The following is a 24,927-nucleotide window of genomic DNA, read 5'->3' as shown; positions in this document are numbered from 1 at the left end:
CTTTCACGACCAGCGTACTTCTCCGCAATTCTTGCACTCATACCCGCCCAGACTATTTAGAATCTGAAGGAACTGCTCGGTTTTCAGCCAGGCGACCAACTCTTGCATGGGTTTTGTATAAAACGTCTTTTCCCTGACGATGAGGTCATAGCATTCCAGGTTTTCAAATATAAACTCCAGGTTATAGGCTTTGGCCGCGGCTTCCAACCCCAGGCCAACGTCAGCCTTTCCCTCTGAAATCTCAAGGGCAATTTCCGCATGGTTGGTCTTCTGATTATTGTAGCCATGTATGAGGGCGGGATCGATCTGGTTTTTATTCAACAGGGCATCCAGGAACACCCGTGTGCCTGATCCGGCATGCCGGTTTACAAAATGGATGTCCGGCCGGGTCAGATCATGGATCGAATGAAAATTCTTCGGGTTACCCTGTCCAAGCAACCATCCTATCCGGCGGTGGGCCATGGTGATGAGCACCATTTTCTCGCCGGGGAAAAGGCTCTTAAGAACCGGAGTGTTGTACGTTTCTGTTTCACGATCCCAGAGATGGGACCCGGCAATATCGGCCTTCCCATCAGCCAATGCCATCAACCCGGCGAGGCTGCCGGAGAAATTGATATTCAGGTCGTAGCTTGTGGTGATATCGGTGAAGTGGGTGGCAATCCAGGCCACCATAGGGTCATGGCTGCCGGCAAAACGAATAACCTGCTGATTCACAATAATCTGCGAACGTGAAACCGTTCTCCAGCGTTCAAGAGCTGCTCGAAAGGCATCTTCGACTTCTGCAGGAGTGTATCCTGACGTCAGGATTTCAATAAGAAATTTTTCGGCAAGGTTGACAAGGCTCGCCCGCCGGAGGGAATCCATCGGCTGGACAGGCACCACGCCCAGCACTCGGGTCCCCTTGCCGATATGGCTGGTCACCAGACCTTCATCAGCCAGTTTCTGGTATGCACGCTGGGCTGTTCCGAGGGTGCAGTGCCAGGTTTCCGACAGTGACCGCAAGGAAGGCAAAAGATCGCCGGTTTTATACAGTCCGTTATAGATATCACGCCGTATGGAAGCTGCTATTTGAATGTACTGGTATTTTTCTTCATCCATGATTTCAATCCATTATAGTGTCTGGAGTCTGTCAGATGTATTCAGAATATTGACACAGTTTTTCTTCACGTGTATATTATATGTATTAATGTTTCTATACAATTATACAGTTGAAAAAGGATAGACATTAGCGAATAATCAAATTATTCCCGGACTGTTTAGTTGAAAAGAAACATCATATTGTTCAGGATATCAGGAGAAAAAATGAAGATAAGATTATTGTCGTTTGTCAGTGTTTGTATGTTGCTGAGCATGGCACTGGCTGCCTGCGCACCCGCCGTCACCCCTGCACCCGCCGCAGAAGCCCCCGCCGCTGCTGCCCCAACCGAGGCCGCCGCCAAACCTGCTGACACGAAAGCCCCGGCTGCCGCCCCAACCGAAGCCGCCGCTAAACCTGCTGCCGCCACGGAAGCACCCACCGCCCGCCCGGATGCCTCCACCAGCAAAGAAATTATTCTGGCCACCACGACCAGCACCCGCGACTCCGGCCTGTTGGATGTTCTGCTGCCTGTTTTCGAAAAAGCGTCCGGCTATACCGTCAAGATGGTGGCTGTTGGCACAGGTCAGGCTCTGACCATGGGCAAAGAAGGCAATGCTGATGTTCTGCTCGTACATGCCCCCGCCTCTGAAAAAGAATACATGGACGGTGGTTTCGGCAAGGAACGTATGCTGGTTATGCACAATGATTTCATCATCGTTGGCCCCAAAGCTGACCCGGCGAAAATCAAAGGCAGCGCTTCGACAGTTGATGCCTACAAAGCCATCTCCGAATCCAAATCCACCTTCGTTTCCCGCGGCGATGATTCTGGTACAAACAAGGCTGAATTAGCCCTCTGGAAATCTGCCAAAATCACCCCTGAAGGCGACTGGTATCTGAAAACCGGCCAGGGTATGGGCGATACCCTGCGCATTGCATCTGAAAAAGCCGGATATACCTTCACCGACCGCGCCACTTACCTTTCCATGAAAGACACCCTCGACCTTGAGATCCTCTACGAAGGTGACAAAGCCCTGCTGAACATCTACCATGTCATTACCGTCAATCCAGAAAAATGGCCGAAGATCAATTACACCGGCGGCAAAGCCTTCGCCGATTGGATGGTCTCTGCCGATACCCAGAAATTGATCGCAGAATTTGGTAAAGATAAATACGGCCAGGCACTGTTTATTGCGGATGCCGGCAAAGCTGAGGATGAAGTAAAATAGCGCGTAATGCAGAATTTAGTTGACGGTATCGTTAAAGCGTTTCAACTATTAATCCAGGGTGATCCGGAAGTAATCCGGATCACCCTGCTTTCTTTACAGGTATCGGGGCTGGCCACCATTATCAGCCTGCTTCTGGGGCTGCCGATCGGCACATTCCTGGCGCTGGTGAACTTTCCGACAAAGCGTTTCTGGATCAGCGTGATCAATACCGGCATGGCGCTGCCTCCTGTAGTCGTCGGCCTGATCGTCTCCATATTTTTATGGCGAAGCGGTCCTCTTGGCGACCTCCACCTGATCTACACCCCCACAGCCATTGTCATTGCCCAGGTATTGATCTCTTTCCCGGTGGCGGCAGGCCTGATTATCAGCGCGTTGCAGCAGCTCGACCCCCGTCTGCGCATCCAGATGCTTGGTCTGGGTGCATCAAAAATCCAGATGGTGCTGGTGCTGTGGAAAGAAGCCCGTCTGCCAATGTTCGCCGCGATCATTGCCGCCTTTGGCAGCGTAATATCCGAAGTGGGCGCCTCGATGATGGTGGGCGGCAATCTGGAAGGCCACACCCGTGTGTTGACAACAGCCATTGTTCTGGAAACCAGCCGCGGGGTATTTGCCTCCGCCATTGCCCTCAGCATCATCCTGATTGGCATTGCTTTCCTGGTCAACCTGGGTCTCACCACCATTCAACAACGGAACCGCTGACGTGGATACTCTACTGGAAATACGCAATCTTGCAATCATGGCCGGCCAGAACCGGATTTTGAATTTGCCGGAACTTGACGTAAACAGGAATGAAGTGCTTGTTCTGCTGGGCCCCAACGGTGCCGGAAAGAGTACCCTTCTGCAGGCAGCTGCCGGCCTGATCAAGCCGACATCCGGATCGGTTCGGTTTTCTGGTTTCTCCCGGTTGAGCGATCTGGAATACCGGCGAAAAGTCAGCACGGTGTTCCAATCACCTCTTCTGCTCACAGATACGGTGAGAAACAACATTGCCACGGGTCTGTCCTTTCGGGGTCTATCCAGAAAAGAAACATACGAGCGGGTTGACCGCTGGATGGACTTATTGCACATTTCCCATATCAAAGACCGGCAGGCCAGAGTCCTTTCGGGCGGTGAAGCGCAGCGGGTCAGCCTGGCACGGGCCTTTTGTCTGGAGACTGAACTGATTCTCATGGATGAACCCTTCAGCGCGGTGGATGCCCCTACCCGGCAGGAATTGCTGGATGATTTACGCGGCGTTCTCTCTAAAACCAGCCAGACCTGCATGTATGTCACCCATGATATTGATGAAGCCCTGACCATTGGCGACCGTGTAGCCGTGATGTTCGGTGGAGACCTGCACCAGATCGGCCCCGTGCAGACTATTTTCAACCACCCCAAAACACCGGAAGTGGCTGCATTTATGGGAGTGGAAAACATCATCCCCGGAGTGGTCGCTCAGGCAAACGAGAACATTGTCTCCATCAAATCGGGCAATACAATCGTGGAAAGTGTCGGTAACCTGCCGGTTGGATCATCTGTATTCATCTGCCTGAGACCGGAAGATATCACCCTTTATACGGCGGAAGAAGAGATCCGCCCTTCAACCGCCCGCAACCGACTGCTGTGCCGGATTACCAGCATGGTCCATCAGGGATCGCTCATCCGGGTGGAAATGGATTCCGGCATCCGGTTGATCGCCCTGGTGACCCGCCCTTCTGTGCAGGAATTGGGCCTGGACGTGGGCAGGCAGGTGTACGCCGTGTTCAAGGCATCCGCCATCCATCTGCTTCCGGCAAAGAGTGCCAATTTGTAATCGAATCTGGGTGACATTGTTATTGATTTTGTAAGGAAGGTATCAAAAAAAACAATCTGGACAGAATTATGGTTAAAATTATCGGAAATATCGGTGAAAACATTGATAAAAATCCCGGATATATCGAGTTGTGCGTGCCTGATACATCTTTTGAACTGAACGTTTTATTGTTTGCGTCTTTAAAAGAACGCGTGGGTAAAAATCAGGTCAAAGTTCAGGTGACCGAAGAGACCAATGTATCCACCTTCCTGCAGAACCTGTTTGTCCAGTACCCGGAATTGAAACCCTTTTCACACAACCTGCTGATTTCCATCAACCAGACGTATGCATCTCCCGGGCAGATTATCCACCCCGATGATGAGATTGCGCTCTTTCCTCCGGTCAGCGGTGGATAGAGACTGCCATTCTGTCAGGGATATGCCAGATAAAAGGACAGAGTTGAAAGAAATTGACCAGTTTTTTTCGGTATGGAAGACAGATAAACCATGTTAATTGACCATTACGGCCGGGCTATCACCTATTTGAGGATGTCCATTACAGACCGTTGTAACCTGCGCTGCGCGTATTGCCAGCCGGCATCAGGTCTGGACTGGATCCCCGATGATCAACGCCTCACCAAAGATGACTTCATTCGTCTGGCCAGAGTCGCGGCAGCACTGGGGATCACCAAAATCCGGCTCACCGGCGGGGAACCGCTCGTCAACCCGGATATTCTAGAAATCACGGCACAGATCGCCGCCATCCCAGGAATTGAGGACCTGAGCCTTACATCGAATGCTATTTTGCTCGGCAAACTGGCTGGGCCGCTGGCGGATGCCGGTCTAAAACGAGTCAACATCAGCCTCGATACACTCCACCCGGAAAAATACCGCCGGGTCACGCGTTTTGGTGATTTCGACCAGGCCTGGCAGGGTATTCTGGCCGCCGAAAAAGCCGGCCTTCTGCCATTGAAACTCAACACCGTAGTGGTTGGCGGTTTCAATGATGACGAAATTCCAGAGCTGGCACGGCTGTCCATTGACCATCCGTGGCACATCCGGTTTATCGAATTGATGCCGGTGGCGAACAGCCAGGACTGGGGCGGCGGCTTTCCGCCGGTGGATCAGAGATATGTTTCCGTCCAGACCATGCATGAGAAGCTGGCAGACCTTTCCCTGGTTCCCGAAGCGACGCCTCCCAATGCCGGGCCGGAGAGGATGTTCCGCATCCCCGGAGCAGCCGGAACGGTAGGCTTCATCGCCCCGCTGGGTGAGCATTTCTGCGCCCGCTGCAACCGCCTTCGCCTGACTGCCGACGGCCGTCTGCGCTCGTGCCTGCTGGTGGACAAAGAAATCTCTGTCCGTGACGCGTTAAAATCAGGGGCTGACCTCAAATTGTTTATTCAAAAGGCCGTGGAAGAAAAACCCAGAGGCCATAAACTGGAAGAACATAACTGTCCGGATTCCCGCTGCATGTCACAGATCGGCGGATGACCGGGGTATAAGGATGGATGATGAGTCCGCAACTCTCGCATATTGACGAACACGGAAACGCCCGTATGGTAGATGTGAGCGCAAAGCCCGATACCGCCCGCACGGCTGTCGCCCGGGGTGAAATTCGCATGAAACCGGAAACGCTGGCATTGATCCGCGCCGGACAGATGAAAAAAGGCGACGTGCTCACCGTGGCGCAGATTGCCGGCATTCAGGCTGCCAAACGCACCTCCGAGCTGATCCCCCTCTGCCATCCGCTGCCGGTCACAAAGGTGGATATCGCTTTTGAGTTTGAAGATGCCCTGCCCGGTGTGATTATCACGGCCACTGTGAAGGTGACCGGCAAGACCGGTGTTGAAATGGAAGCCCTGACCGCCGTCAGCGTGGCCGCCCTGACCATCTATGACATGGCCAAAGCCGTCGAGAAGACCATGCACATTGAAAACATCCGCCTCATCGAAAAACACGGCGGAGTTTCCGGTGATGTCGTCAACGAATCGTTGGAGTAGACCATGGCTGACTTCCCCCTGATTTTCCAGATCACAGAAGACGTGTTGGACATCAATGACCTGCTCGCACAGATCACCCTGCCCTCCACCGGGGCGGCCGCCATCTTTGCCGGCATTGTTCGCGGGGAAACCGCGCGGGAGAACCGCGCCACCTCTTACCTGGAATACGAAGCCTATAAACCCATGGCGGAAGCCAAAATGAAACAGGTGGCTGATGAAATCCGCGAACGCTGGCCGTCAGTGGAAGGGATTGTCATTGTGCAGCGCATCGGCAAGTTGACGCCGCAGACTCCCACGGTGATCATTGCCTGCACGGCAGCCCACCGCGACACCGGCGTGTTTGACGCCGCCCATTACGGCATTGACCGCCTGAAAGAAATCGTCCCTGTGTGGAAAAAAGAAGTGGGACCCAACGGGCAGGAATGGATCGAAGGGCATTACCAGCCCGGTCCGGGGGAATAGGTTACCCTGAATATTGACATTAGTTAGGATGGGATCAAAAGCGATCCCACTCTAATCACTTATACCCGATCTATAATGAAAGAATCCATTGCAGAAATGGTTGTAATCGTCCATTTTTGCGGAGTATTTGTATGAAATTAACGAGTATTACGCTCGACGTAACACTCGCGGCGTAATATTATTTTGTTGTGTTCGCTTCGTATAAAGACACTGATGTAAAGCGGTTGTTGGATGGCAGGGAAAGGGAAAAGAAATTCCCGCCGGATATTCTTCCAACCACCCACAGAAAACTCGTTATGCTGGATGCGGTTTCCTCATTGAAATCATTGCGCGTTACCCCCGGGAATCGGTTGGAAAAACTATCCGGAAACCGGAATGGGCAGCACAGCATACGGATCAATGACCAGTACCGGATCTGCTTTATTTGGGATAACGGAAATGCTTATGATGTTGAAATAGCGGTTTATCACCAGACTGGAGAAATACCATGACAACAGAAAAATTACCGCCGATCCACCCCGGCGAAATACTGAAAACTGAATTCCTAGAACCGCTGGGCATCCGTCAAAACCGCCTGGCGCTGGCTATGCGCGTGCCTGCCGGACAGATCAGCGAGATAGTTCAGGGGAAACGCAGTGTGACCGCCAACACGGCTATCCGCCTTGCAATTGCCCTGAAGACCGACCCCGAATTCTGGATGCGCATCCAATCACGTTATGATCTTGAAATAGCACAGGATCGGTATGGAGAGACAGCAAAAAGAGAAGTCGAACCGGTGTTTGCTTAATATTGCTATGCCTGGGGCTGTGGCGCATTCTGGTGGTGGAAGGCATCTTCCTGGCCTTCTTTATCTCGTGATATTGGAGTAGATATTACAACCGGTTGAGCAACATGCTGCCGGTGATCGGCTGAGCTTTCTGGGATTGCGTGAGGTGTAAGAAGAAGGTGTAAGGTTTCCAGATCAGATTTGGGTTACCCTTGTAGGGGTGGACGGCCGTCCACCCCTACTTTTATTTCTTCGAATCTCTATATGAATTACGCAGCCGTAGGGTGTGGTCGATTTTAACCGCCTGCACCTCGATGGTGTGAGAGGGCCAATCAAATCAAAAATCCGTCTTTTTCAGGCGAATTATCAGTGCCCCCATCGGGATTCGAACCCGAGTTTTGGCCTTGAGAGGGCCACGTCCTAGGCCACTAGACAATGGGGGCAAGGACAAAAAATATACCATGCCCTTGTCTGGTTGTCAAAGGATTGCCCGCAGGCTATAATCCCTTCCATGCCTCAGGGAATCCCCCTCTCCAAACGCCTCTTTGACCTGTGTCTCACCATTCCAGGTGTCATCCTCATCTCGCCGCTCATTCTTGTGCTGGCGATTCTGGTGCGGGTCAAACTGGGCAGTCCCATCCTGTTCCGTCAGGTACGTCCCGGTTATAAAGGCAAGTTGTTCACCCTGAATAAATTCCGCACCATGACAGACCAGCGCGACGCCGAAGGAAACCTGCTCCCCGATGCCGACCGGCTGACCTCTTTTGGCCGGTTCCTGCGCTCCACCAGCATGGACGAACTCCCCGAATTGCTCAACGTCTTGCGCGGTGAAATGAGTCTGGTCGGTCCCCGTCCGCTGCTCACAGCCTACCTTGACCGGTATACGCCGGAACAGGCCCGCCGTCATGATGTATTGCCCGGCATGGCCGGATGGGCACAAATCAATGGACGCAACGCCCTCACATGGGAGGAGAAATTCAAGCTCGACGTGTGGTATGTCGATCACTGGTCCCTGTGGTTAGATGTCAAAATTCTGGCACTCACCTTTGTCAAAGTGATTCGCCGTGAAGGCATCAACCAGCCGGGGGCAGCCACAGCCACAGAGTTCAAAGGCACAACGAAGAATTAATTCGTCACCGTGAAGGGATTGAGTACACCCTTCATCAGGTCTTCGTTGGTTTTTTCGATCAGCCGCTGTTTTCCGATAGTCAGATAGGCTTCGTTGATATCGGTCAGTTTTACACCCACCGATACCGTCTTTCCGCCCTGTCCCTTCAGAACATCGGGTAAAGCCTGTGCCAGTGCGCCGACGGTATCCAACGATATGGTGGCTGCCCAGCGTTCCTTATAGGCATCCCCGGGGTACGTGGCTCCCAGGAAAATCAGGTTTTGAGAAGCTACCGACTGCATCAATTCAGGTGACATGGCCTCTTTGGAAAAGTACAGCGATTCCAATCCAGCCGGTAAGATATTGGCGACGGCCGTCTGCCATTCGGCAGCCGAAGAAGATGACGGAGCCGTTTCTGTCAGCGGGTAGGGAGCATATGGTGGTGTAGACGTGCCGCACCGGCCGCAGAAATACCGTCCGCCGCTCATAAAGGCATTTGAAAGCGGGCTGGTGTCACCCGCCTCTTCGGCGATCAACCCGGCCGCCCGCCAGTTGGGAGCCGCCAGAACAGCCGCATACCCGGCAATGAATGCCTGATATTCCGGGTGAACACGCAGAACAGTCAGGGTGGGTCCCACCTGCAGGTCATTCCGGCTCACCACCAGAATCTGCGTCTGCGGATTGGCGGAGAGAATATCCACCAGGTTGGACGGCATGGTCAGGAAGATGGCAGCCGCGCGGTTGGGTCCAAGTGACCCGGCGGGAGGCTGCCCCAGTGTCTCAATCACCAGACCGGCCTGCGAAACCACAGGCTGAATGGCATCTGTAACGGCCTTGACCTCTTCCGGCCTGATCTCCGGCGGCGCAATGAGCGCCACCCGGCCGACATCCGGCGTGGCCGTCGGAACAGGCGTGGGGATGGTCGTGGCTGTGGGAATCGGTGTGGCGGTCGGCCGGAAGAACGGCAAACCCTGCCCTTTGCAACCGGTAATCATCAAAAGAAAAATAAGACCTGTCAATCCATACGATGTAAGACGCTTCATCAATATACCAATCTGGCACCCGGCAGAAGTGGGGATAAAATGACTCAGGGGCGGCTATATTATAATAGCGGCATGATTGATCTGACTATCCCGGGCGCGGGAACTGCGCAAATTTCTCATCTGGTGCTGGATGTTAACGGAACCATCGCCATCGATGGAACGTTGCTCGAAGGGATGCCGCGGGCTATCGCCTCGTTGCAAAACCGGCTTGACGTGCACCTGATCACGGCAGATACACACGACCGGCAGGACCAGATCGATCACATCCTGGGCATGAAAGCCGTCCGGTTGCAGCCGGGGGATGAAGCCGTACAAAAAGCGGCGTTTATCCGTCAGTTGGGCGGCAGCAGCTGTGCGGCCATCGGTCAGGGAGCCAACGATGCCCTGATGCTGGCGGAAGCCTGGCTCGGGATCGCTGTCTTATCACCAGAAGGCCTGTGCGCAGATGCCTTAGCTTCAGCTCGCATTATCATGCCCGATATCTTTTCCGCCTTTTCCCTGCTTGAAAATCCACAACGGATCGTTTCCACGCTTCGAAAATGACCCTGCCGACCAGCGAACCTCTCCCGCCTGAAGATTCGACCCTGCCGCCAGCCCGCCGCCGCAGACAGCGTCGTCTGCTTGCGCCGGATACCACCGATGAACAAACGGCCATGCTGGAACAACTGGTCACCCGGTTGACGCCTTCGTTTGACTTTCTGGTCTTTTCCTTTATATGCGGCCTGCTCACCGGTCTGGCAGCTCTGGTTAATTCGCCAGCATTGTTCATGCTGGCGGCGTTGACAGCGCCATTGCTCCTGCCAGTCATCGGACTTTCACTCGCTTCCATCATCGGATCGCGGGAGTTCTTCCTCAGATCATTGGTCAGCACGCTGATTGGAGCCTCGTTGGTTTTCATTGGCGGTGCTCTGGGCGGTTTGGCGGCCATGCAATTCAACAGTGTGATGGTGCAGCATGCCTATCTGCACGCACATTTTTCCTGGTATGACTTTTTTTTGCTGGCGCTGGGTGGCGGTCTGACGACTTTTTTCACAATTCGCAACAATGCAAGCAACCGTCTTTATGTCGCCAATATTGCCCTGGCATATGAGCTCTACCTGCCGCTCAGTGTTGCCGGGTTTGGTCTTGTTACCGGAAGCAAAGGACTTTGGCCGGATGGTCTTCTCGTCTACGGTGTGTATCTGGCAGCTTCTGTTCTCATTGGAGTAACCGTTCTTGCCTTCACCGGTCTGCGTCCGATGATTAACCTTGGATACACGCTGGGCACAACAGCCGTGTTGGTCGGCATGTGTGCTGTGGTCGCCTTCAGCGGCGTTGAAACCGCACGGCATTTTCAGGTGGCGCTGCCTACATTGGTTCCGTCACCCACCCTGGCGCCGACCCCTACGAATACCCCTACCCGCACAAAGGTCCCCCCCACGCCGACCATAACGCGCACTCCCACTCCGGAGCCCACGTATACACCGACTGTTACATTCACCCCCACCACCACACCGGTGAAAGCCTGGATGTCAGCAGAAACCGGCGGAGGCGCTTTTGTTCGCAAAACTCCCGGATACAGCGGCGCCCTGGTAAAGAGTCTATTAAATGGCAGCCCATTGTTCTTGTTACCCGAGGCAACAGAGGCTGACGGTAAAATCTGGCTGCATGTAAAAAGCCCCGACGGTTATGAAGGCTGGGTGTTACAATCGGTATTAATTACAGCAACAGGAATCCCGACAGATACACCCACGATAACTCCCACCCCGCCGGGGTAATACTATTGAAATTTAGGAGCAAGACAATTTATGACGATTCATTTCGGTACTGACGGCTGGCGCGCCGTTATCTCTGATACATTCACTTTTGCCAATCTACGGCAGGTCACTCAGGCGATTGCAGATGCCATTGCCTCCGATGCCTGGAATAACGGCACCGTCGTCCATTTGACCCCCGATCCCAAAAAGCTCGTTGTCGGTTTTGATACCCGTTTTCTGAGCGACCGGTTTGCCTCTGAAGTGGCCCGTGTACTGGCAGCCAATGGATTTATTGTATACCTGACAAATGCGGATGTTCCCACCCCGACTCTCTCCTTTGCTGTCCGTCAACAAAATGCCATGGGTGGTGTGATGATCACAGCATCACATAATGCGCCGCGTTACAACGGTGTGAAATTAAAATCGGCGTACGGTGGTTCCGCACTGCCGGAACAGTGCCGCCGGGTGGAAGTGTATCTGAATGATAACGAAAACCAGGGCCGCGGCCCGAATCTCATGGATTATGATCAGGCTATTCACGCCGGGTTGATCCAACGCTTCAATCCCATCCCTGCCTATAACGACCACCTGCGCACATTGATTGATTTCGATAAAATTGCGGCTAATCCGCAGCGCATCGTGGTTGATTCTATGTATGGCGCCGGGCGCGGGGTGATCAAAGGCATCCTGCAGGGCACCGGATGTGAAGTGACGGAAATCCGTGGAGAAATGAACCCCGGATTTGGCGGTGTACATCCTGAACCCATCGGCAAATTCCTCGGACCTCTGGCCGGAGCCATCGGTACACATCTGGGGAATTTCGGTCTGGCTACTGATGGAGATGCCGACCGGATCGGTGCCATGGATGAACGGGGAAATTTCGTCGACCCCCATAAAATCATGGCACTTTCCCTTGAATATCTCCATGAAAAACGTGGATGGTCAGGTTCTGTTGTGCGCACTGTATCAACCACCCGCATGATAGACCGGCTGGCCAATCAATATGGCCTGAAAGTCCATGAAACCCCCGTTGGATTTAATCATATTGCTGACATCATGATGCAGGAAGATGTGCTCATTGGCGGGGAAGAATCCGGCGGCATATCCTTCAAAGGTCATATCCCTGAAGGTGATGGTATCCTCATGGGATTGCTGTTATTAGAAATTGTCTCTGCTTCCGGCGTCACCCTGTATGAACTGATTGAAGATTTGTTAAACCGGGTCGGTCCGGCCTTCTATGAGCGAACCGATCTACGCCTCAAACGTCCAGTCGCCAAAGCCCAGATGACCACCCAGTTAATTAATGATGCCCCGGCCAAGATTGGCGGGGAAACGGTGAAAGAAGTAGCCTCTCTGGATGGCGTCAAATACATCATGGCCGATGATTCCTGGCTGCTGATCCGCCCTTCTGGGACAGAACCCGTACTTCGGGTATATGCCGAAGGCCGTTCACAGGATATGGTCAAAGCCCTGCTCGGCTTTGGCGAGCAAATTGCCGCAAGCATTTGTTGATCGAATTTTGAATCAAAAAAAGCCCTGACTCTTTTAGAAGTCAGGGCTTTTATTTTCCTCTTTATTTATTGGATGAGCGTAACTTACGTGCTGCGATGATCACAACACCCAGAGCGGCCGTCAATCCGGCCAATCCTGGCAGGCCGACGCCATCCATAATTCCTGTCTGAGGTAATGCCGTAGTAACCCGGCCTTCTGCAACAGCCGTCAGGCGGGCACTCACAGCCTGAGTTTGCAAGGCAGCCAGTGTCGCCGTGCGGCTGTCCATTCCCCCGCCAACGGCTTCCGCCGTCACCACTTCTGGAGTTCCTACAACCACTTCCACAAGTTCAGGCGTGGCTGTTGCTTCGGGGGCCAGCTGTGTGAAGGTGGGAGCGATCGTGGCTGTTGGTTCTTCGGTAGCAGCCGCAGCCATCGCCAGGCTTTCAGAAAGCTGGGTAGCCGCTAATGCAGTCGCCGTATTGGCTGCATAGATCTGAATATTCTGTGCTTCCCTTTTTTCACGGGATTGAGGGAGTACGTAAAATACCACAAAAGCCAGAGCAGCCAGGGTGAGGGCAAAAATCACCGCAATCAGGCCAAAGGAAATGAAAAAAGTACGGTTGCTGGGTTTAGCCGCCTTCTCTCCGGAGAGATCATCGCTTTCATATTCATCGAATTCTTCGTATTGATTTTGATTTTCAGGGTATGACATTTTTTCTTCTCCTGATATCCGGATGGGCAACCTCAGATGATCAGCTCCAGATTTGCCAGCGGTACGGTGATTTGTTCGCCATTTTGTTTGCGCAACACCGCAGCCGGCACGCGCAGCCCGTTTGATAGGTTCGTCAATCCTTGAGTCATTGCAAGAATCGTGCCAACTTCTCCGGAATATGGGGGCATTTTTATATGCACAATCTGTCCCGGACTGAATTCATCCACTTCTGGCGGCGGCAACGCCTGATTTGGTGATGGGATCAACACTTCGGGGCGTTCACCTGTCATATGGTCCCACGGTCGGGCATGTAAGGCAGCATCATGGCGTTCATTCTCATGAAAGATGGAATACGCTGCCATGTTCATGGGTATTCTTCCAAATCCTTCAATGAGAATAACCGGGAAAGTAAGATTGTTGACTTGATGGATCAGATCCGGGTTGATGGCAGAGAGAATCAGTCCGTGCAACTCCATTTCAGCCGCCCGTCGGATGACCTCGCCGGATAAACAATAACCGGCTACGGCAACCGATCCACGGGCACTGGCTTCCAGTTGTTTCACCGTCAACTCCTGGTCGGGCGAATCGCAGAGTACAACAAGTAATCCACTATCAGTCCGGTTGTTGCCCCAAACGCCCTGTACCAGGGCACCACCTGATTCAATGGTAACACCTTTATCCCCTTCCAGGCTGTGAATAAAGCCCGGCAGGCCTGCCGGTATTCTGACAGGTTCGCCTTGAGTCTCCATGATCATGACTCCGGCATTTATTTCTGTCACCTGGCAATCCACAGGCGCTCTTACAACCCGTGAGAAAGCGCCGCCAGTTTCCGCAAGGATATCCCCTTTGGCCAGGCGTTCCCCTTTTTTTCGTTGGATTAACTCATCCGCTGTTGCCGTATCAACTTTTAACGCTTTTCGTATGTCGAGGAAAAAATGTCCACTCGGGTTGGGAGCTTCCGCCACAGAATCCATGGGTGATACTTTTTGTCCGGGAGAAACGAGTAAACGGCCTGGTACTGGCAACAACCGTAATCGGCGAATATTTGTCTGTTTCAGGTAATGTACAACCGGAGCATACATCATGAGAGAACCTCCTGTAAGGACCGGGTCCAACGGATGCTGTTTTCCAATCTGACTGTTGGATCAGATGATAGATTGATCGGCCGTCCACGCATGTCGATAATCAGACCAAGTTCTCCGCCCACCACTTTCAGGTTTCGCGAACCGGTAAAATTGTCCATTCGTTTAAGAGGCTTGATGGAAAGTCTGGCTGTTTTGTTCAATTCCAGCGGCAACCGAACAATGTCACCTTTCCTGATGTCATACTCATGATTCACGCCATTATCTTCAGACAGACGTACATGCAATACAGTTTCTCCCTGGGCTGCCTTGATCATCGGTGAAATGATCGTCCCCAGATTTGTCAAAATACCACTTTCCAACACCTGAACCACTAACGTCGGATTCGTAACGGCTGCCGATCCAAGCGCCGAAAGCAGCCCATAACGGTCGCAAAATATGGTCGTTACACCGGTAGGTTGCAATCCATCCAGCACCATTAATAAGGATTGTTGAAATGTGGGGGCCTGGGCAATGACCGCGCCACTGACCAGCACCGGTTCAAAATTATCCGGACAGGCCGAAGGCAGACCAAGATAGTCTCGCCTCATTTCCGCCAGAATCGCCCGGGCTACGGCCTGTTCAATTTCCAATGTCTCACCATCCATTGGAATTGTGGAAGGAAACAATGACTTTTGCCAGATGTAGTCTCTGGCAGAATTGCCTTTAATATCCATCGGCAGCCAGCGAGTAATGGCATCCAGCCCGAGCCGGTCTACTGTTTCAGCCATTGCCTCCCCCACTCCCAGACCGCCATAGACTGATGTATGCACATCCCCCCGGTTGGCGGTAATGAAATGGGAAGCAGATGATCCGATATTTATGCCCAGAACGGTTTTCTCCGAACTCTGTTGCAGGCTCTGGAACCGAATGATCCGGCTTTCTGCACCGGCAGTAGAGATGATGGGCTGACCGGTCATTTTTTCGAGTTCAGAAAATCCTTTATATCTTCCAGCTCGAATGGAATTCAAAACCTGAGTCAAAATTTCTTCCACAGGTCCCATATCAGAAGACGAAGAAAACGGAAAAACATTGGGAGCAGTAACCACTGTTGTCAGTTTACCCAGAGTTTCATCCACTTTTTCTTTTAGTGTTTCATTTCCTGCATACAGAATTTCCGGCCGCCTGGTGGACTGGCTGGCTCGTACTGCTAGATGTACCTGCTCAACCATGCGTAAAACAGCCCGTCCTGCCCCATGGTTGGTTCCTCCCCCGATAATCACCAGGTCAGGTTCAGACTGAATGAACGCATTCAACCGGTCTTCAGGTTTGCGGGGATCGTTAAGAGAGAACCTGTCAACAATGCGTGCATAGGTACCACCGGTCAACCTGTCGATATTAGCCAGAGAATATTCATTCAACAGACCAACGGTGACAATCCGGATATCAAGGCCGGCAGAACTGCTTGCCAGAATATGGTCAACGCCCGTCCCCTCGAGCGAAGTGGGCAGGATCAATTTATGGTTGGCATCCAGAAGAATCCGGCCGGTAATCTCTTCCAGATGATGAATGGCTGAGATTACCCCTTCCTGAACATCCCGTATAGGTGCCAGATGTGTACTGGGCACCATGCTGGCCGCCAGCATGCGATAGGATGAACCCACAAGGTCAAACAACACAGCCCGGGTGTTCACTGACCCGACATCTACAGAGAGAACAGATTCAATCTCAGAGGGACTTATTTCCATGGATTACCGGATCCAGGTTTGTATGGTTTGAACGATGAAACCCAACCGTTCCGCCAATACAGCCATCGTGGAGGAGATCACCCCGGCAAATAAGGCACCCAGTGTAATGGCGATAAAAAATTTTCCCAAACCGGCAAGAAACCTTGTTGCCTTTGGACGTTCAACTGCTTTTCCCGGCCGTCGAATTCCACCAAATTGGAAATAGACCAGCGTAGAAATGGTGCCAAGCAGCATGAAAAGGGCATCTACCAGCCGGCCTGACTGCAAGCCCAGGTCTGGATCAAACAGAGTGATGGCCGCTTTTGCTTGGGTCAATATCGTTCCCAGCAGCGCTCCTCCAATAATTACACCGGCTGCTGCGCCAACAATCACACCTGTTGCCACATTGCCTACTTTTGATAAACGAGGGACGGCTTTGAAAAGCAGCAGAAAAGCCAGCACCAGGGGAATAATGGCTGTAATCTGCGAAAAACCCAGTGAGGGGAAAATGAACGGGACAATGAGACGCGGATAGATCACCTGGAAAATGGCAACGGTTGCTGCATAACCAGCTGCCGCGCCGATAAACAGATTGGCGATGATTTTAAATGGTGGATATTTCTCACCAATCAGATATGAGACAATTACTCCGGCTGTCAAAGCAAAAGCGGTAATCGTCCAGATCGTATCAGCTGACATACCAATTCTCCTTTGAGGAAGAAGAGCGGCTGCTGAAAAGACCATGGAACAAACCAAAAATGCCGCCAAGAATGATAAGAACAGCCACCACCAACATGCCAGCCTGATAAGAAGCCGTAATCACCGGAGATCTGGCCGGTGCTTCCATGATACGGTCATACATGGCACCTTCCACCCGGCCGCCGATCAAACCGTTCAATTGTTTAGAATCAAGGTAGGGGCGCATTAATGGGGCACTTTGCGCAGACACCACCATCAAAAGCGGTTTGTCTGCCATATTCCCATGCAGTTGTTCGATCCAGGCACGGCCGGTTTCGGTGTTCTCTGTGATTATCAACACACCGGCATAATCGTTTATTGAAAATACATCTTGAGTGGCCGGGTAAGTCCAGGCATACCGGCCGGTATCCAGCAAAGGCAGGGCCTGACGCGGATTATGAATGAAATCCTTCATGCCGGTTGTCCCACCCGGTAGATAACCCAGATAGGAAATTTTCTCAGGCGGATAAGCAAAGGCCGCCTGCCGAACAGATGTAATTAAATCTCTGGCCAGTGCAGGCCCGGTAGGAACTGTTGAAACCACTGACAGATTAAGGTTCTTCATCATCAGGTTATCAATGACCCCGATGGCTGCCGCTTTCAATTCACCGGCAAAAGCCGGCTCAAAATCAGTAATCACCAGAAAAGGTGAATTCTCTGGCAGCGCATTAACAGCAGTCCGCATGGATACCACCCCCGGAGAGAATAATGCCTGCTGGTCTGTCAACATAAATCCTGTCGCCAGTGGGAAGAGCATGACGATCAACAGAAGAATACCGATACATAATCGCAACATCCTCCCGCTAATTTTCGATTGTGTAGCGGTAGGAGCCGGAGGTTGAATTTCGCCCATCAGCATGCTTTTTAATAAGTGGATACTGGCTTTCTGGGATTCACTGATGTCCAGACGGCCAGAATATTCCACAGATCGGTTGTATTGTGGCTGCAATACGCTCTCAGGTATTAATGGTTCCGGTTTTTCTTCAGTTCTGGCGGCAGCTTCATCATTTTGACCTGATTCGTCTTCCGGTTCGTCTTCAGCATCTTCAGATGAATCTGTTTCATCTTTTCGGAACAAGGATGAAAAGAAGGATTTCTTCTTTTCAGTAGGTAAATTTTCTTCGGCAGGTATTCCGGATTCCAGGGATTGCGTTTCCGATTTATCTGAAGAAATATCAAATGAGTTCGGCTGCGGTTCAACCGGTTCAGATGGAGTAGTGTCAATGGAAACAGGTTCCGGTTCAGCCATTACCGGTGTTTGCATCCAGGGGACGGATTCTTCGGTATTGCCGGTGGGTTTTAATTCTATATGCACCGGTTCTTTTTCAATGTGTGAATCCCTGGTAATGTCTTCAGGATTAGCAGAGTCCGGTTGATTCTGTTCTGGTTTAAAAGAAGATATTGATCCTTCCAGTTCAACGGGTGATTCCGGCGCAGCAGGAGACGAAGACTCCAAATGGAAGTCCGTGGGTGCCGGTTCCGGGGGAACACCAAGCGGTTGCGTGGAAGCCTGCTCTTCAATTACTCGATTAAACTCGTCAAGTTTTCTGGCAGCCGCTGCCATAGCCGCCAATTCTTCATCAGAATACAACGTGGTTGATGGGCTGTCGCTCCTGGGAGTTTCCGGTAATATTTCGTGCAGTCGGGTGATCCAATCGACCTCCGATTTTTCAGGTTCATCCGGTACTGGCGATTCAGTTTTCTGCAGTTCCTTTAACCACTGAGGAATTTCATCGGGCTTTTCCGTCTCCCCAAATTGACGATTTTCCGCTTCTCCAAACGCACCAAGTGGCGGTGTAGCCGGTTTTTCAAGATGGCTTTTTTCACGGATTTTCTTAAGCCAGTCGGGCGTTTCCTGAGAAGGAGAATCTGCATTTTTGGAGGTAGAACCAGTCCGATTCTTAAATGGCATCAGACATTCCACACAGAATTCAGCTTCCGGTAGGTTCTTTCTTCCACAATTTGGGCAGGTGATATCGTTCATTGTTTTAACTGTTATACGGACGGTCTATTCCCAGAAGAATCCGCAGACCGGCTGTGATTGTTCCAAGGGCAAGTCCCAGCAGGATACCCCGTCCGCCCGCATCAGGTAAACGCTGCAATACACCAAGAGCATTCTTAATCAGGGGGATATCCAATCCGGTACCTGTGGTGAAAATTCCAGAATTCAACAGGACAAACAACAGAGTGGAAATTCCAAACACAATCGTCATCCAACCTCGGTTGGCCCGGTATAACCGGAATGCAGCCACCGTTAGCCCAATGGTCAATGCACCCAGGAGGCCGGCTTCAATTGGCAGCAGCATATGGGTAACCACGTTCTGATAATCCAGGCTCCCTGGTCCACCAAAAACCAGCCCGATCAGGAATGTAAGGCCAAAACCGAATATCACAAGAATGCTGTAACGGTCTGATGATCGTTTCTGGCGGATCTTCTGCCAGTGGGATGAAAGCAATGAGACAATCGCCACCAACATGGCGATGCCAGATAACGAGACGGCCCAATTAATGATAAGCTGGCTGATGTTTTGAACCGGCTCAAAAGGTAGAAAATACGCCAGCAAAACAACCGCGCAACAGATGATGGCAATGAGAGTGCTCAAAGGGGCTTTCATAGAATGGTCAATCCTATGCTGCGTAAAATGGCACCTAGAATTATAAAGACAATCAACAGCCAGCGCAGGGAATCTTCCGCCAACAGGCTCGCCGGATACATGCTGCCGGCATTCATATAGGCAGGTAAGGCAAATATCTCTTCACCCAGCAACACATCGCCCGGACTTGAGAAAGCCACTGCCTGCCCTACAGGCGAATCAGAAGCTGTCAATATATGAATCGATTCGTCGTCGGCGGTATCCAAGATAAGGTTCAGTTCAGCGCCCAACATACCACCTGTCACCATCATTGAGGTCTGTTCCTGGTGTAACGAAGGCAGCATCCCGGCCGCATACGACAGCGGTGTGACTCCAGACAGACGCCCGCGACGTGAATCGACCCGGTCACCGATAATACCGGCTCGGCGGGTAGAGTACAGTACATCAATTGCCAGCAGTGTAGTAGTCCCATCTCCGCTGGTGATCGCCGGTGGTCGATCGCTTCCGGCAGACTGTTTCAACACTTCTTTTAACAAGGCGGTATTGGTAAGTGTACTGGCTGCATGAGAGTCCAGGAAGTTCCCGCGGCCAAAACTGATATGGATACGGCGGCCTTCTTCCACAGCTAACCCAACCATCCGGGAAAGATGCTCCATAGCTGGAATCCGCCGCAAGGGAATTTTGCTTTTTCGGTCTTGTACAGAAAAGACAATCATGAAAGCAATTGCCAGACCGATGACGACCAACCCGATCAGGCCTTCAATAGAGGTCATGGGTACCCTCTGCTTCGCCGGCTTTTTCCAGATATTCAGCCGTTCGCTGCCACGATTTCGGAAGTTGATTCCCCGGGAAAAACCACCCCGCCATGTAAATAAACTGAGAGATAAACACCCCGAAAGGCGATAATTCATCGAGGATCACCGAAAATTTTTCATGTATTTCACGAGAAGACAGGTTGATGTTCGATTCCGTGCTGGCTGGTCGGCGACGATTCATACTTAAAAAGTATAGCATAGACTACTTTCCACCTTCCCCACCCGGATTTGGCAGCCATAAAGGCATTCCTTTATAAAGCTGCAAAAAAGCGGAGTATTGGTCAGCCATGTCAGCCGGACTCTTCCAGAAAGAAGATATCTGTGAACTGTATTGCAGATTGGCCCGTCCCCAGTCTTGAATGTTTTTCTCAGGAACGTCAATTGATAGCTGGATCATGCCTGAAATAGATTGGCGAGGCATGGGTAAAGCATACGGCAGGTCGGCGTAATAAAGCATCAGCTTGCCAGTCATCTCGGCAGCTTTACGTGTGATCTGATGATCCACATGGCTGCCCAGACTTAACGGACACACCCATACAGTTGGCTCGGTAATCCGTGTTTTTAAATCTCTCGCGATTTTCTCAATGAAAGGCTGTTCTTGAGGTTTTACTGTTCCCTGCAATTCAGCATCAGATAGTACAACCGGCTCTCTCGAACCGGGTATGAAGCGATATATGCAATCCAGGTAACCGAGATGATGCTGGCGGGCACCTACTGTGCGACACGCGTTGGCATCCTCCTGTTTGCGCAGAACATACGGATGATCACCGGTTCCCCAACGGTTATGGAGTGTACGGGCATAATCTGTCAGTTGACGGGCATCCTCCATCTGATCAGAGAACACCGTCCAGATTTCAACCGACACACCATTATCAGAAAGGTAAGAGATCAATCCACCACACGAAAAGACCGCATCATCAAGATGCGGAGACAGAAATATCCACCGGGTCACCCGGTCGGCAGGCAGAGGCATATTCATCATGTTACAATTTGTTGCATGGATAATGCCATTCGTTCCACATCTGGCAAGCAAATCCGGCTTACCTCACTCTCCAGTTGCGCTGGTTGAGCATCCAAATTAAACGCGCAAGCGTTGGCGCAGGTTCTGCGTCCTTTGAAAGACACATTCGGCGGATTGTCCTTCCCTAACCTGCTGGTCGGGTTGGACACCCCGGATGATGCCGCCGTTTGGAAGCTGGATGAAACCCGTGATCTGGTATTCACCACCGACTTTTTTACACCGGTGGTGGATGACCCGTATGATTACGGTGCGATTGCGGCTGCCAACAGCCTGTCAGATGTGTATGCCATGGGTGGAGAGCCCTTCCTCGCATTGAATATTGCCGCTCTTCCACCTGACCTGCCGCTGGAAATTTCAACTGAAATCATCCGCGGTGGGGCAGAAAAAGCCCGCGAAGCCGGAACAGTAATTGCCGGCGGCCATACCGTTCAAGATAAGGAACCGAAATTTGGTCTGGCCGTTCTGGGATTCGTCCCCCACAACCGCAGTTACACTAAAAGCGGTGCCAGACCCGGCGACCGTCTGTTCATCACCAAACCGCTTGGTTTTGGTGTTACAACCACGGCTTTGAAACAGGAAAAGGCAGAGGAACAGGATGTGGCTGAAGCCGTATATTGGATGAAACAGTTAAACAAAACAGCCTCTCAATTGGCTCGAGATATGAATCTGACCGGTGCAACAGATATCACAGGGTACAGTCTCATAGGACACGCATTTGAGATGAGCAAAGCCAGCAAGGTGCAAATGCATTTCGATATGAATAAAATACCTCTGCTTAATGGGGTAATGAAATATGCTTTAATGGGTACATTCCCGGGTGGAGCAGCCAATAACCGGCTGGGGTATGGTGAAAATGTGACCTTCTCACCAAAAATAGATGAACCCCGTCAAATGCTCCTTTTCGACCCGCAGACCAGCGGTGGACTGCTCCTTTGTGTTCCTGAAAACAAAGCGTCAGAATTTATCCAGAAAGCGGCGGCATACGATCAACCCGTTTGGGAAATCGGCCGTGTGGATACTGGAAGCGGTATTCTTGTAGATTAAAATTTCTCCTTTGGTGAATGTATGGAAAAATATCGCGATGCCATAATCTATGGATTATTCTTTATCACCAGCCTGGTTTTCCCCCTGTGGGCGAGCACATTTGCCATCCGCCGAGGCAGACAGGGATGGTCAAAAATTGCCATCATTTCCATAGTCTTCGGCCTCGGCTTTTTCGGCGGATTGGGCGCCCTGACAGCAGCCTCAATCAAACCGGGCGTCATTGAAAAAGAGGGATTTGATATTTCTTCCGATGCATCAATCAAGGGCAATAAAAAGAAAAAGGCCGCGGCTAAAGGCGCCTGCCCCAAATGCAATTCCAATCTTGTAAGACGCACGGTCATGGTGATTGACCCTGTGACTCAAGAACGAACAAAATCAATGAACCAGGAACGTCAGGGCACTACCAGTGGAACTGTGATGATTGTTTTTGGTCTGGCCGTTATGGGTTATACCCTGTTCAGGTTCTTTACTCTGAACTATTCCATAAGTTACCTGGCGGCCTGCGGTATTGGTGGATACTTTGTTTACCTCGGTCTTCGTCCCTGGCTGGCTCGCTCACAGGAAAACGGTAAGAAAATCGTAGAATCATTCATTTGTTCCCGCTGCGAACATGAATGGGACGGTCCCGAACTGAAGAATTAAGCTATGGATATCCCGGCCAATCTCCAGGGGATACTGGACAACCTGCCATTAAAACCCGGCTGCTATATTTATAAGAATGTAGAAGGCACGGTTATTTATGTAGGTAAAGCCATAAATCTGCGAAACCGGGTTCGCAGTTATTTTCAAAATGAGAACAGGCTGGATTTCAAGACCCGCCAGTTAGTTAAACATATTAACAATATTGAATGGATTGTTGTCGGATCAGAGTTGGAAGCCCTGATCCTCGAGATGAATCTAATCAAGCGATACCGGCCGCAATACAACATCCGTCTGAAAGATGACAAACGGTATCCATATATCAAGGTTCATTGGGCTGATCCTTTTCCCAAAGTAACCATCACCCGCCAGATGGTACAAGATGGTTCCCGCTATTTTGGACCTTATACCAGCGTGTGGGCAGTGCATCAAACATTGGATGTATTGCGCCGCATCTTCCCCTATCTTACCTGTGACCGTGAGATCACAGGCAAGGATCTGCGCGCCTGTCTGTACCATGACATCAAACTTTGCACGGCACCCTGTATTGGAGCCATCGACGAAAAATCTTACCGACAAATGATCGATGACCTGTGCAGTTTCCTGCACGGGCGTACAGATCCGATTGTCAGCCGTTTGAAAAAAGAGATGAACACCGCAGCCGATGATTTGATGTTCGAAAAAGCAGCTTCCATCCGGGATCAGATACACGCAATCGATAAGGTTGTCGAAAAGCAGAAAGTCATTTCCTCTGATCAGGTGGATAGTGATGTCATTGCCATGGCCAGGGCAGATGGAGAAGCCTGTGTTCAAATCTTCTTTATTCGCAGCGGCAAATTGATCGGTAGAGAATACTTCATTCTGGAAGGAACGGAAGAAGCCAAGGACGCAGAAGTCGTTTCGCAATTCTTGAAACAATTTTATACAGATGCAGCCACAGTTCCATCCAGAGTTCTATTGCCTCAGGAAATTGAAGAACACCGCATAATAGAAGAGTGGCTGAACACTCGCCGGGGTGGCGAAAAAGTACGCATCGATGTACCGGCAAAAGGTGAGGGTTTTGACCTGGTACAGATGGCTGCAAACAATGCCGTTGAAACCCTGTCTGCCCTGCGGAATCAATGGCAGTCTGACACCAACCGACAGACAGAAGCCTTGAATGAACTGCGACAGGCTTTTAAGATGGAAGAACCACCCAACCGGATTGAATGTTTTGATATTTCAAACACACAGGGAACCAATTCAGTGGCCAGCATGGTAGTTTTTGAACAGGGAGTTCCCAACAAGAAAATGTATCGTCGGTTCAATATTCAGACGGTTGAGGGGCCTGATGATTTTGCCAGCATGGAAGAAGCACTGACCCGCCGGTTCAAACGATGGTTATCTGCTCAAGAACAAACCGAGGTAGGGAAAAAGCCGGATGAATCATTCTCACGCCTGCCTGATCTGCTGATTGTGGATGGCGGCAAAGGGCAGCTCAGCCGTGCCGTCAAAGTGATAGAAGATCTTGGTTTGACAGGAATGGTCTCATTGGCCGGCCTGGCTAAACAGGAAGAAGAAATCTTCTTTCCCTATCAATCCGATCCGCTGGTTCTTCCACGGCATTCGCAGGGACTGTATCTAGTCCAAAGAGTCCGCGATGAAGCCCATCGGTTCGCCATCACAGCACATCGCGCCCGCCGGACAAAAGAAGGTCTGGCTTCACGGTTGGATAAAGTTAAGGGAATCGGTCCAGCCCGGCGGAAAGCGCTATTAAAACAATTTGGTTCTATTGAGAATATCCTGGCTGCCAGTGACGAACAACTGGCGGCAGTGCCGGGTATCAATTCTGATGTAATTAATTCGCTGCGCGCATCTCTGGACTGACAGCCCCTTTCCCGGAGCTCATTG

At 51.4% G+C, this 24,927-nt stretch carries 27 protein-coding genes and 1 tRNA gene; 16 read left to right on the top strand and 12 right to left on the bottom strand.

The genetic code is table 11. The features are described 5' to 3' along the window. Positions 1-3 precede the first annotated feature (3 nt). Positions 4-1,098, bottom strand: coding sequence for a substrate-binding domain-containing protein (locus LTAR_RS04430; protein ID WP_062420962.1), 1,095 nt, complete (start codon positions 1,096-1,098; stop codon positions 4-6). Between the two features lie 204 nt (positions 1,099-1,302). Here LTAR_RS04430 and LTAR_RS04425 point away from each other — a divergent pair, with 204 nt between their 5' ends. The 9 genes from LTAR_RS04425 to LTAR_RS04385 all read left to right on the top strand — a co-directional run bounded on the left by LTAR_RS04425 (position 1,303) and on the right by LTAR_RS04385 (position 7,326). Beyond that, positions 1,303-2,304, top strand: a complete 1,002-nt coding sequence (locus LTAR_RS04425) for an ABC transporter substrate-binding protein (protein WP_062420961.1) — start codon at positions 1,303-1,305, stop codon at positions 2,302-2,304. Positions 2,305-2,310: 6 nt separating this feature from the next. Beyond that, on the top strand, positions 2,311-3,003 hold the full coding sequence (locus LTAR_RS04420) for an ABC transporter permease (protein WP_062420960.1): 693 nt from the start codon (positions 2,311-2,313) through the stop codon (positions 3,001-3,003). A gap of 1 nt (position 3,004) precedes the next feature. After that, positions 3,005-4,096 carry an ABC transporter ATP-binding protein gene (locus LTAR_RS04415; RefSeq protein ID WP_062420959.1) on the top strand — a complete coding sequence of 364 codons (1,092 nt, stop codon included), beginning with the start codon at positions 3,005-3,007 and terminating at the stop codon, positions 4,094-4,096. A gap of 68 nt (positions 4,097-4,164) precedes the next feature. Further along, positions 4,165-4,491 carry a MoaD/ThiS family protein gene (locus tag LTAR_RS04410; RefSeq protein WP_062420958.1) on the top strand — a complete coding sequence of 109 codons (327 nt, stop codon included), beginning with the start codon at positions 4,165-4,167 and terminating at the stop codon, positions 4,489-4,491. A gap of 90 nt (positions 4,492-4,581) precedes the next feature. Beyond that, a complete protein-coding gene (moaA, locus tag LTAR_RS04405; protein ID WP_062420957.1) occupies positions 4,582-5,568 on the top strand; it encodes a GTP 3',8-cyclase MoaA in 987 nt (328 codons plus the stop codon). 17 nt (positions 5,569-5,585) lie between these two features. Next, complete coding sequence (gene moaC, locus LTAR_RS04400) at positions 5,586-6,077, top strand: cyclic pyranopterin monophosphate synthase MoaC (protein WP_062420956.1); 492 nt, start codon at positions 5,586-5,588, stop codon at positions 6,075-6,077. A gap of 3 nt (positions 6,078-6,080) precedes the next feature. After that, on the top strand, positions 6,081-6,539 hold the full coding sequence (locus tag LTAR_RS04395; RefSeq protein WP_062420955.1) for a molybdenum cofactor biosynthesis protein MoaE: 459 nt from the start codon (positions 6,081-6,083) through the stop codon (positions 6,537-6,539). Between the two features lie 188 nt (positions 6,540-6,727). Continuing rightward, on the top strand, positions 6,728-7,030 hold the full coding sequence (locus LTAR_RS04390) for a type II toxin-antitoxin system RelE/ParE family toxin (protein ID WP_062420954.1): 303 nt from the start codon (positions 6,728-6,730) through the stop codon (positions 7,028-7,030). Next, positions 7,027-7,326, top strand: coding sequence for a HigA family addiction module antitoxin (locus LTAR_RS04385; RefSeq protein WP_062420953.1), 300 nt, complete (start codon positions 7,027-7,029; stop codon positions 7,324-7,326). Before LTAR_RS04390 ends, LTAR_RS04385 begins: the two co-directional genes overlap by 4 nt. A gap of 349 nt (positions 7,327-7,675) precedes the next feature. On the opposite strand, the gene LTAR_RS04380 is transcribed toward LTAR_RS04385, so the two are convergent. Further along, a tRNA-Glu gene (locus LTAR_RS04380) sits at positions 7,676-7,748 on the bottom strand. A 68-nt stretch (positions 7,749-7,816) separates the two neighbouring features. Between LTAR_RS04380 and LTAR_RS04375 the strand changes: the two genes are divergently transcribed. Then, on the top strand, positions 7,817-8,434 hold the full coding sequence (locus LTAR_RS04375) for a sugar transferase (protein WP_062420952.1): 618 nt from the start codon (positions 7,817-7,819) through the stop codon (positions 8,432-8,434). Here the strand turns inward: LTAR_RS04375 and LTAR_RS04370 are convergent. Next, entirely contained in the window at positions 8,431-9,456 is a 1,026-nt protein-coding gene (locus LTAR_RS04370; RefSeq protein ID WP_062420951.1) for a hypothetical protein, read from the bottom strand. The genes LTAR_RS04375 and LTAR_RS04370 overlap by 4 nt on opposite strands. 39 nt (positions 9,457-9,495) lie before the next feature. Between LTAR_RS04370 and LTAR_RS04365 the strand changes: the two genes are divergently transcribed. Genes LTAR_RS04365 through LTAR_RS04355 form a run of 3 tightly spaced genes read left to right on the top strand, consistent with a single transcriptional unit; the run spans position 9,496 to position 12,704 of the window. Continuing rightward, positions 9,496-9,999 (top strand): HAD family hydrolase, encoded by a 504-nt coding sequence (locus LTAR_RS04365; protein ID WP_081419799.1) that lies wholly within the window; start codon positions 9,496-9,498, stop codon positions 9,997-9,999. Then, positions 9,996-11,213 (top strand): DUF389 domain-containing protein, encoded by a 1,218-nt coding sequence (locus LTAR_RS04360; RefSeq protein ID WP_062420949.1) that lies wholly within the window; start codon positions 9,996-9,998, stop codon positions 11,211-11,213. The genes LTAR_RS04365 and LTAR_RS04360 overlap by 4 nt, the downstream gene beginning before the upstream one ends. Positions 11,214-11,243: 30 nt before the next feature. Beyond that, a complete protein-coding gene (locus tag LTAR_RS04355; RefSeq protein WP_062420948.1) occupies positions 11,244-12,704 on the top strand; it encodes a phosphoglucomutase/phosphomannomutase family protein in 1,461 nt (486 codons plus the stop codon). A 61-nt stretch (positions 12,705-12,765) separates the two neighbouring features. Here LTAR_RS04355 and LTAR_RS04350 read toward each other — a convergent pair whose 3' ends face one another. The 9 genes from LTAR_RS04350 to LTAR_RS04310 all read right to left on the bottom strand — a co-directional run bounded on the left by LTAR_RS04350 (position 12,766) and on the right by LTAR_RS04310 (position 21,315). Further along, positions 12,766-13,398 carry an LPXTG cell wall anchor domain-containing protein gene (locus LTAR_RS04350; protein WP_062420947.1) on the bottom strand — a complete coding sequence of 211 codons (633 nt, stop codon included), beginning with the start codon at positions 13,396-13,398 and terminating at the stop codon, positions 12,766-12,768. 32 nt (positions 13,399-13,430) lie between these two features. Beyond that, the gene (locus tag LTAR_RS04345) at positions 13,431-14,483 is read right to left on the bottom strand and encodes a hypothetical protein (RefSeq protein WP_062420946.1); all 1,053 of its coding nucleotides are present in this window, start codon (positions 14,481-14,483) and stop codon (positions 13,431-13,433) included. After that, positions 14,480-16,207, bottom strand: a complete 1,728-nt coding sequence (locus LTAR_RS04340; RefSeq protein WP_062420945.1) for a glutamate mutase L — start codon at positions 16,205-16,207, stop codon at positions 14,480-14,482. The genes LTAR_RS04345 and LTAR_RS04340 overlap by 4 nt, the downstream gene beginning before the upstream one ends. A gap of 3 nt (positions 16,208-16,210) precedes the next feature. Next, complete coding sequence (locus LTAR_RS04335; protein WP_062420944.1) at positions 16,211-16,885, bottom strand: hypothetical protein; 675 nt, start codon at positions 16,883-16,885, stop codon at positions 16,211-16,213. Next, the gene (locus LTAR_RS04330; RefSeq protein ID WP_062531933.1) at positions 16,875-18,836 is read right to left on the bottom strand and encodes a hypothetical protein; all 1,962 of its coding nucleotides are present in this window, start codon (positions 18,834-18,836) and stop codon (positions 16,875-16,877) included. The genes LTAR_RS04335 and LTAR_RS04330 overlap by 11 nt, the downstream gene beginning before the upstream one ends. Positions 18,837-18,912: 76 nt before the next feature. Continuing rightward, on the bottom strand, positions 18,913-19,539 hold the full coding sequence (locus LTAR_RS04325) for a hypothetical protein (RefSeq protein WP_062420942.1): 627 nt from the start codon (positions 19,537-19,539) through the stop codon (positions 18,913-18,915). Beyond that, positions 19,536-20,291, bottom strand: a complete 756-nt coding sequence (locus LTAR_RS04320; protein WP_062420941.1) for a DUF6754 domain-containing protein — start codon at positions 20,289-20,291, stop codon at positions 19,536-19,538. The genes LTAR_RS04325 and LTAR_RS04320 overlap by 4 nt, the downstream gene beginning before the upstream one ends. Then, entirely contained in the window at positions 20,278-20,532 is a 255-nt protein-coding gene (locus tag LTAR_RS04315) for a hypothetical protein (RefSeq protein ID WP_139044411.1), read from the bottom strand. The genes LTAR_RS04320 and LTAR_RS04315 overlap by 14 nt, the downstream gene beginning before the upstream one ends. 3 nt (positions 20,533-20,535) lie before the next feature. Next, the gene (locus LTAR_RS04310; protein ID WP_062420939.1) at positions 20,536-21,315 is read right to left on the bottom strand and encodes a PIG-L deacetylase family protein; all 780 of its coding nucleotides are present in this window, start codon (positions 21,313-21,315) and stop codon (positions 20,536-20,538) included. A 15-nt stretch (positions 21,316-21,330) separates the two neighbouring features. Here LTAR_RS04310 and selD point away from each other — a divergent pair, with 15 nt between their 5' ends. The 3 genes from selD to uvrC are packed head-to-tail and all read left to right on the top strand — an operon-like array spanning position 21,331 to position 24,903. Continuing rightward, positions 21,331-22,398 carry a selenide, water dikinase SelD gene (selD, locus tag LTAR_RS04305; RefSeq protein WP_081419798.1) on the top strand — a complete coding sequence of 356 codons (1,068 nt, stop codon included), beginning with the start codon at positions 21,331-21,333 and terminating at the stop codon, positions 22,396-22,398. A gap of 21 nt (positions 22,399-22,419) precedes the next feature. Beyond that, positions 22,420-23,040: a hypothetical protein gene (locus tag LTAR_RS04300; RefSeq protein WP_062420938.1), complete on the top strand. Its 621-nt coding sequence runs from the start codon at positions 22,420-22,422 to the stop codon at positions 23,038-23,040. A gap of 3 nt (positions 23,041-23,043) precedes the next feature. Continuing rightward, a complete protein-coding gene (gene uvrC, locus LTAR_RS04295) occupies positions 23,044-24,903 on the top strand; it encodes an excinuclease ABC subunit UvrC (RefSeq protein ID WP_062420937.1) in 1,860 nt (619 codons plus the stop codon). The last annotated feature ends 24 nt before the right edge of the window (positions 24,904-24,927 follow it).

The sequence above is a fragment of the Leptolinea tardivitalis genome (genome assembly GCF_001050275.1).
Lineage (GTDB): Bacteria > Chloroflexota > Anaerolineae > Anaerolineales > Anaerolineaceae > Leptolinea > Leptolinea tardivitalis.
Note: the sequence above shows the minus strand (reverse complement) of the source record. Positions and strands in the feature narration are given on the sequence as shown.

What these genes read in the sequence shown, in the direction of transcription:
- LTAR_RS04430 (WP_062420962.1), bottom strand. Translation starts at nt 1,098, where the DNA reads ATGGATGAAGAAAAATACCAGTACATTCAAATAGCAGCTTCCATACGG.
- LTAR_RS04425 (WP_062420961.1), top strand. Translation starts at nt 1,303, where the DNA reads ATGAAGATAAGATTATTGTCGTTTGTCAGTGTTTGTATGTTGCTGAGC.
- LTAR_RS04420 (WP_062420960.1), top strand. Translation starts at nt 2,311, where the DNA reads ATGCAGAATTTAGTTGACGGTATCGTTAAAGCGTTTCAACTATTAATC.
- LTAR_RS04410 (WP_062420958.1), top strand. Translation starts at nt 4,165, where the DNA reads ATGGTTAAAATTATCGGAAATATCGGTGAAAACATTGATAAAAATCCC.
- moaA (WP_062420957.1), top strand. Translation starts at nt 4,582, where the DNA reads ATGTTAATTGACCATTACGGCCGGGCTATCACCTATTTGAGGATGTCC.
- moaC (WP_062420956.1), top strand. Translation starts at nt 5,586, where the DNA reads ATGATGAGTCCGCAACTCTCGCATATTGACGAACACGGAAACGCCCGT.
- LTAR_RS04395 (WP_062420955.1), top strand. Translation starts at nt 6,081, where the DNA reads ATGGCTGACTTCCCCCTGATTTTCCAGATCACAGAAGACGTGTTGGAC.
- LTAR_RS04385 (WP_062420953.1), top strand. Translation starts at nt 7,027, where the DNA reads ATGACAACAGAAAAATTACCGCCGATCCACCCCGGCGAAATACTGAAA.
- LTAR_RS04375 (WP_062420952.1), top strand. Translation starts at nt 7,817, where the DNA reads ATGCCTCAGGGAATCCCCCTCTCCAAACGCCTCTTTGACCTGTGTCTC.
- LTAR_RS04370 (WP_062420951.1), bottom strand. Translation starts at nt 9,456, where the DNA reads ATGAAGCGTCTTACATCGTATGGATTGACAGGTCTTATTTTTCTTTTG.
- LTAR_RS04365 (WP_081419799.1), top strand. Translation starts at nt 9,496, where the DNA reads ATGACTCAGGGGCGGCTATATTATAATAGCGGCATGATTGATCTGACT.
- LTAR_RS04360 (WP_062420949.1), top strand. Translation starts at nt 9,996, where the DNA reads ATGACCCTGCCGACCAGCGAACCTCTCCCGCCTGAAGATTCGACCCTG.
- LTAR_RS04355 (WP_062420948.1), top strand. Translation starts at nt 11,244, where the DNA reads ATGACGATTCATTTCGGTACTGACGGCTGGCGCGCCGTTATCTCTGAT.
- LTAR_RS04350 (WP_062420947.1), bottom strand. Translation starts at nt 13,398, where the DNA reads ATGTCATACCCTGAAAATCAAAATCAATACGAAGAATTCGATGAATAT.
- LTAR_RS04345 (WP_062420946.1), bottom strand. Translation starts at nt 14,483, where the DNA reads ATGATGTATGCTCCGGTTGTACATTACCTGAAACAGACAAATATTCGC.
- LTAR_RS04340 (WP_062420945.1), bottom strand. Translation starts at nt 16,207, where the DNA reads ATGGAAATAAGTCCCTCTGAGATTGAATCTGTTCTCTCTGTAGATGTC.
- LTAR_RS04335 (WP_062420944.1), bottom strand. Translation starts at nt 16,885, where the DNA reads ATGTCAGCTGATACGATCTGGACGATTACCGCTTTTGCTTTGACAGCC.
- LTAR_RS04330 (WP_062531933.1), bottom strand. Translation starts at nt 18,836, where the DNA reads ATGCCATTTAAGAATCGGACTGGTTCTACCTCCAAAAATGCAGATTCT.
- LTAR_RS04325 (WP_062420942.1), bottom strand. Translation starts at nt 19,539, where the DNA reads ATGAAAGCCCCTTTGAGCACTCTCATTGCCATCATCTGTTGCGCGGTT.
- LTAR_RS04320 (WP_062420941.1), bottom strand. Translation starts at nt 20,291, where the DNA reads ATGACCTCTATTGAAGGCCTGATCGGGTTGGTCGTCATCGGTCTGGCA.
- LTAR_RS04315 (WP_139044411.1), bottom strand. Translation starts at nt 20,532, where the DNA reads ATGCTATACTTTTTAAGTATGAATCGTCGCCGACCAGCCAGCACGGAA.
- LTAR_RS04310 (WP_062420939.1), bottom strand. Translation starts at nt 21,315, where the DNA reads ATGATGAATATGCCTCTGCCTGCCGACCGGGTGACCCGGTGGATATTT.
- LTAR_RS04300 (WP_062420938.1), top strand. Translation starts at nt 22,420, where the DNA reads ATGGAAAAATATCGCGATGCCATAATCTATGGATTATTCTTTATCACC.
- uvrC (WP_062420937.1), top strand. Translation starts at nt 23,044, where the DNA reads ATGGATATCCCGGCCAATCTCCAGGGGATACTGGACAACCTGCCATTA.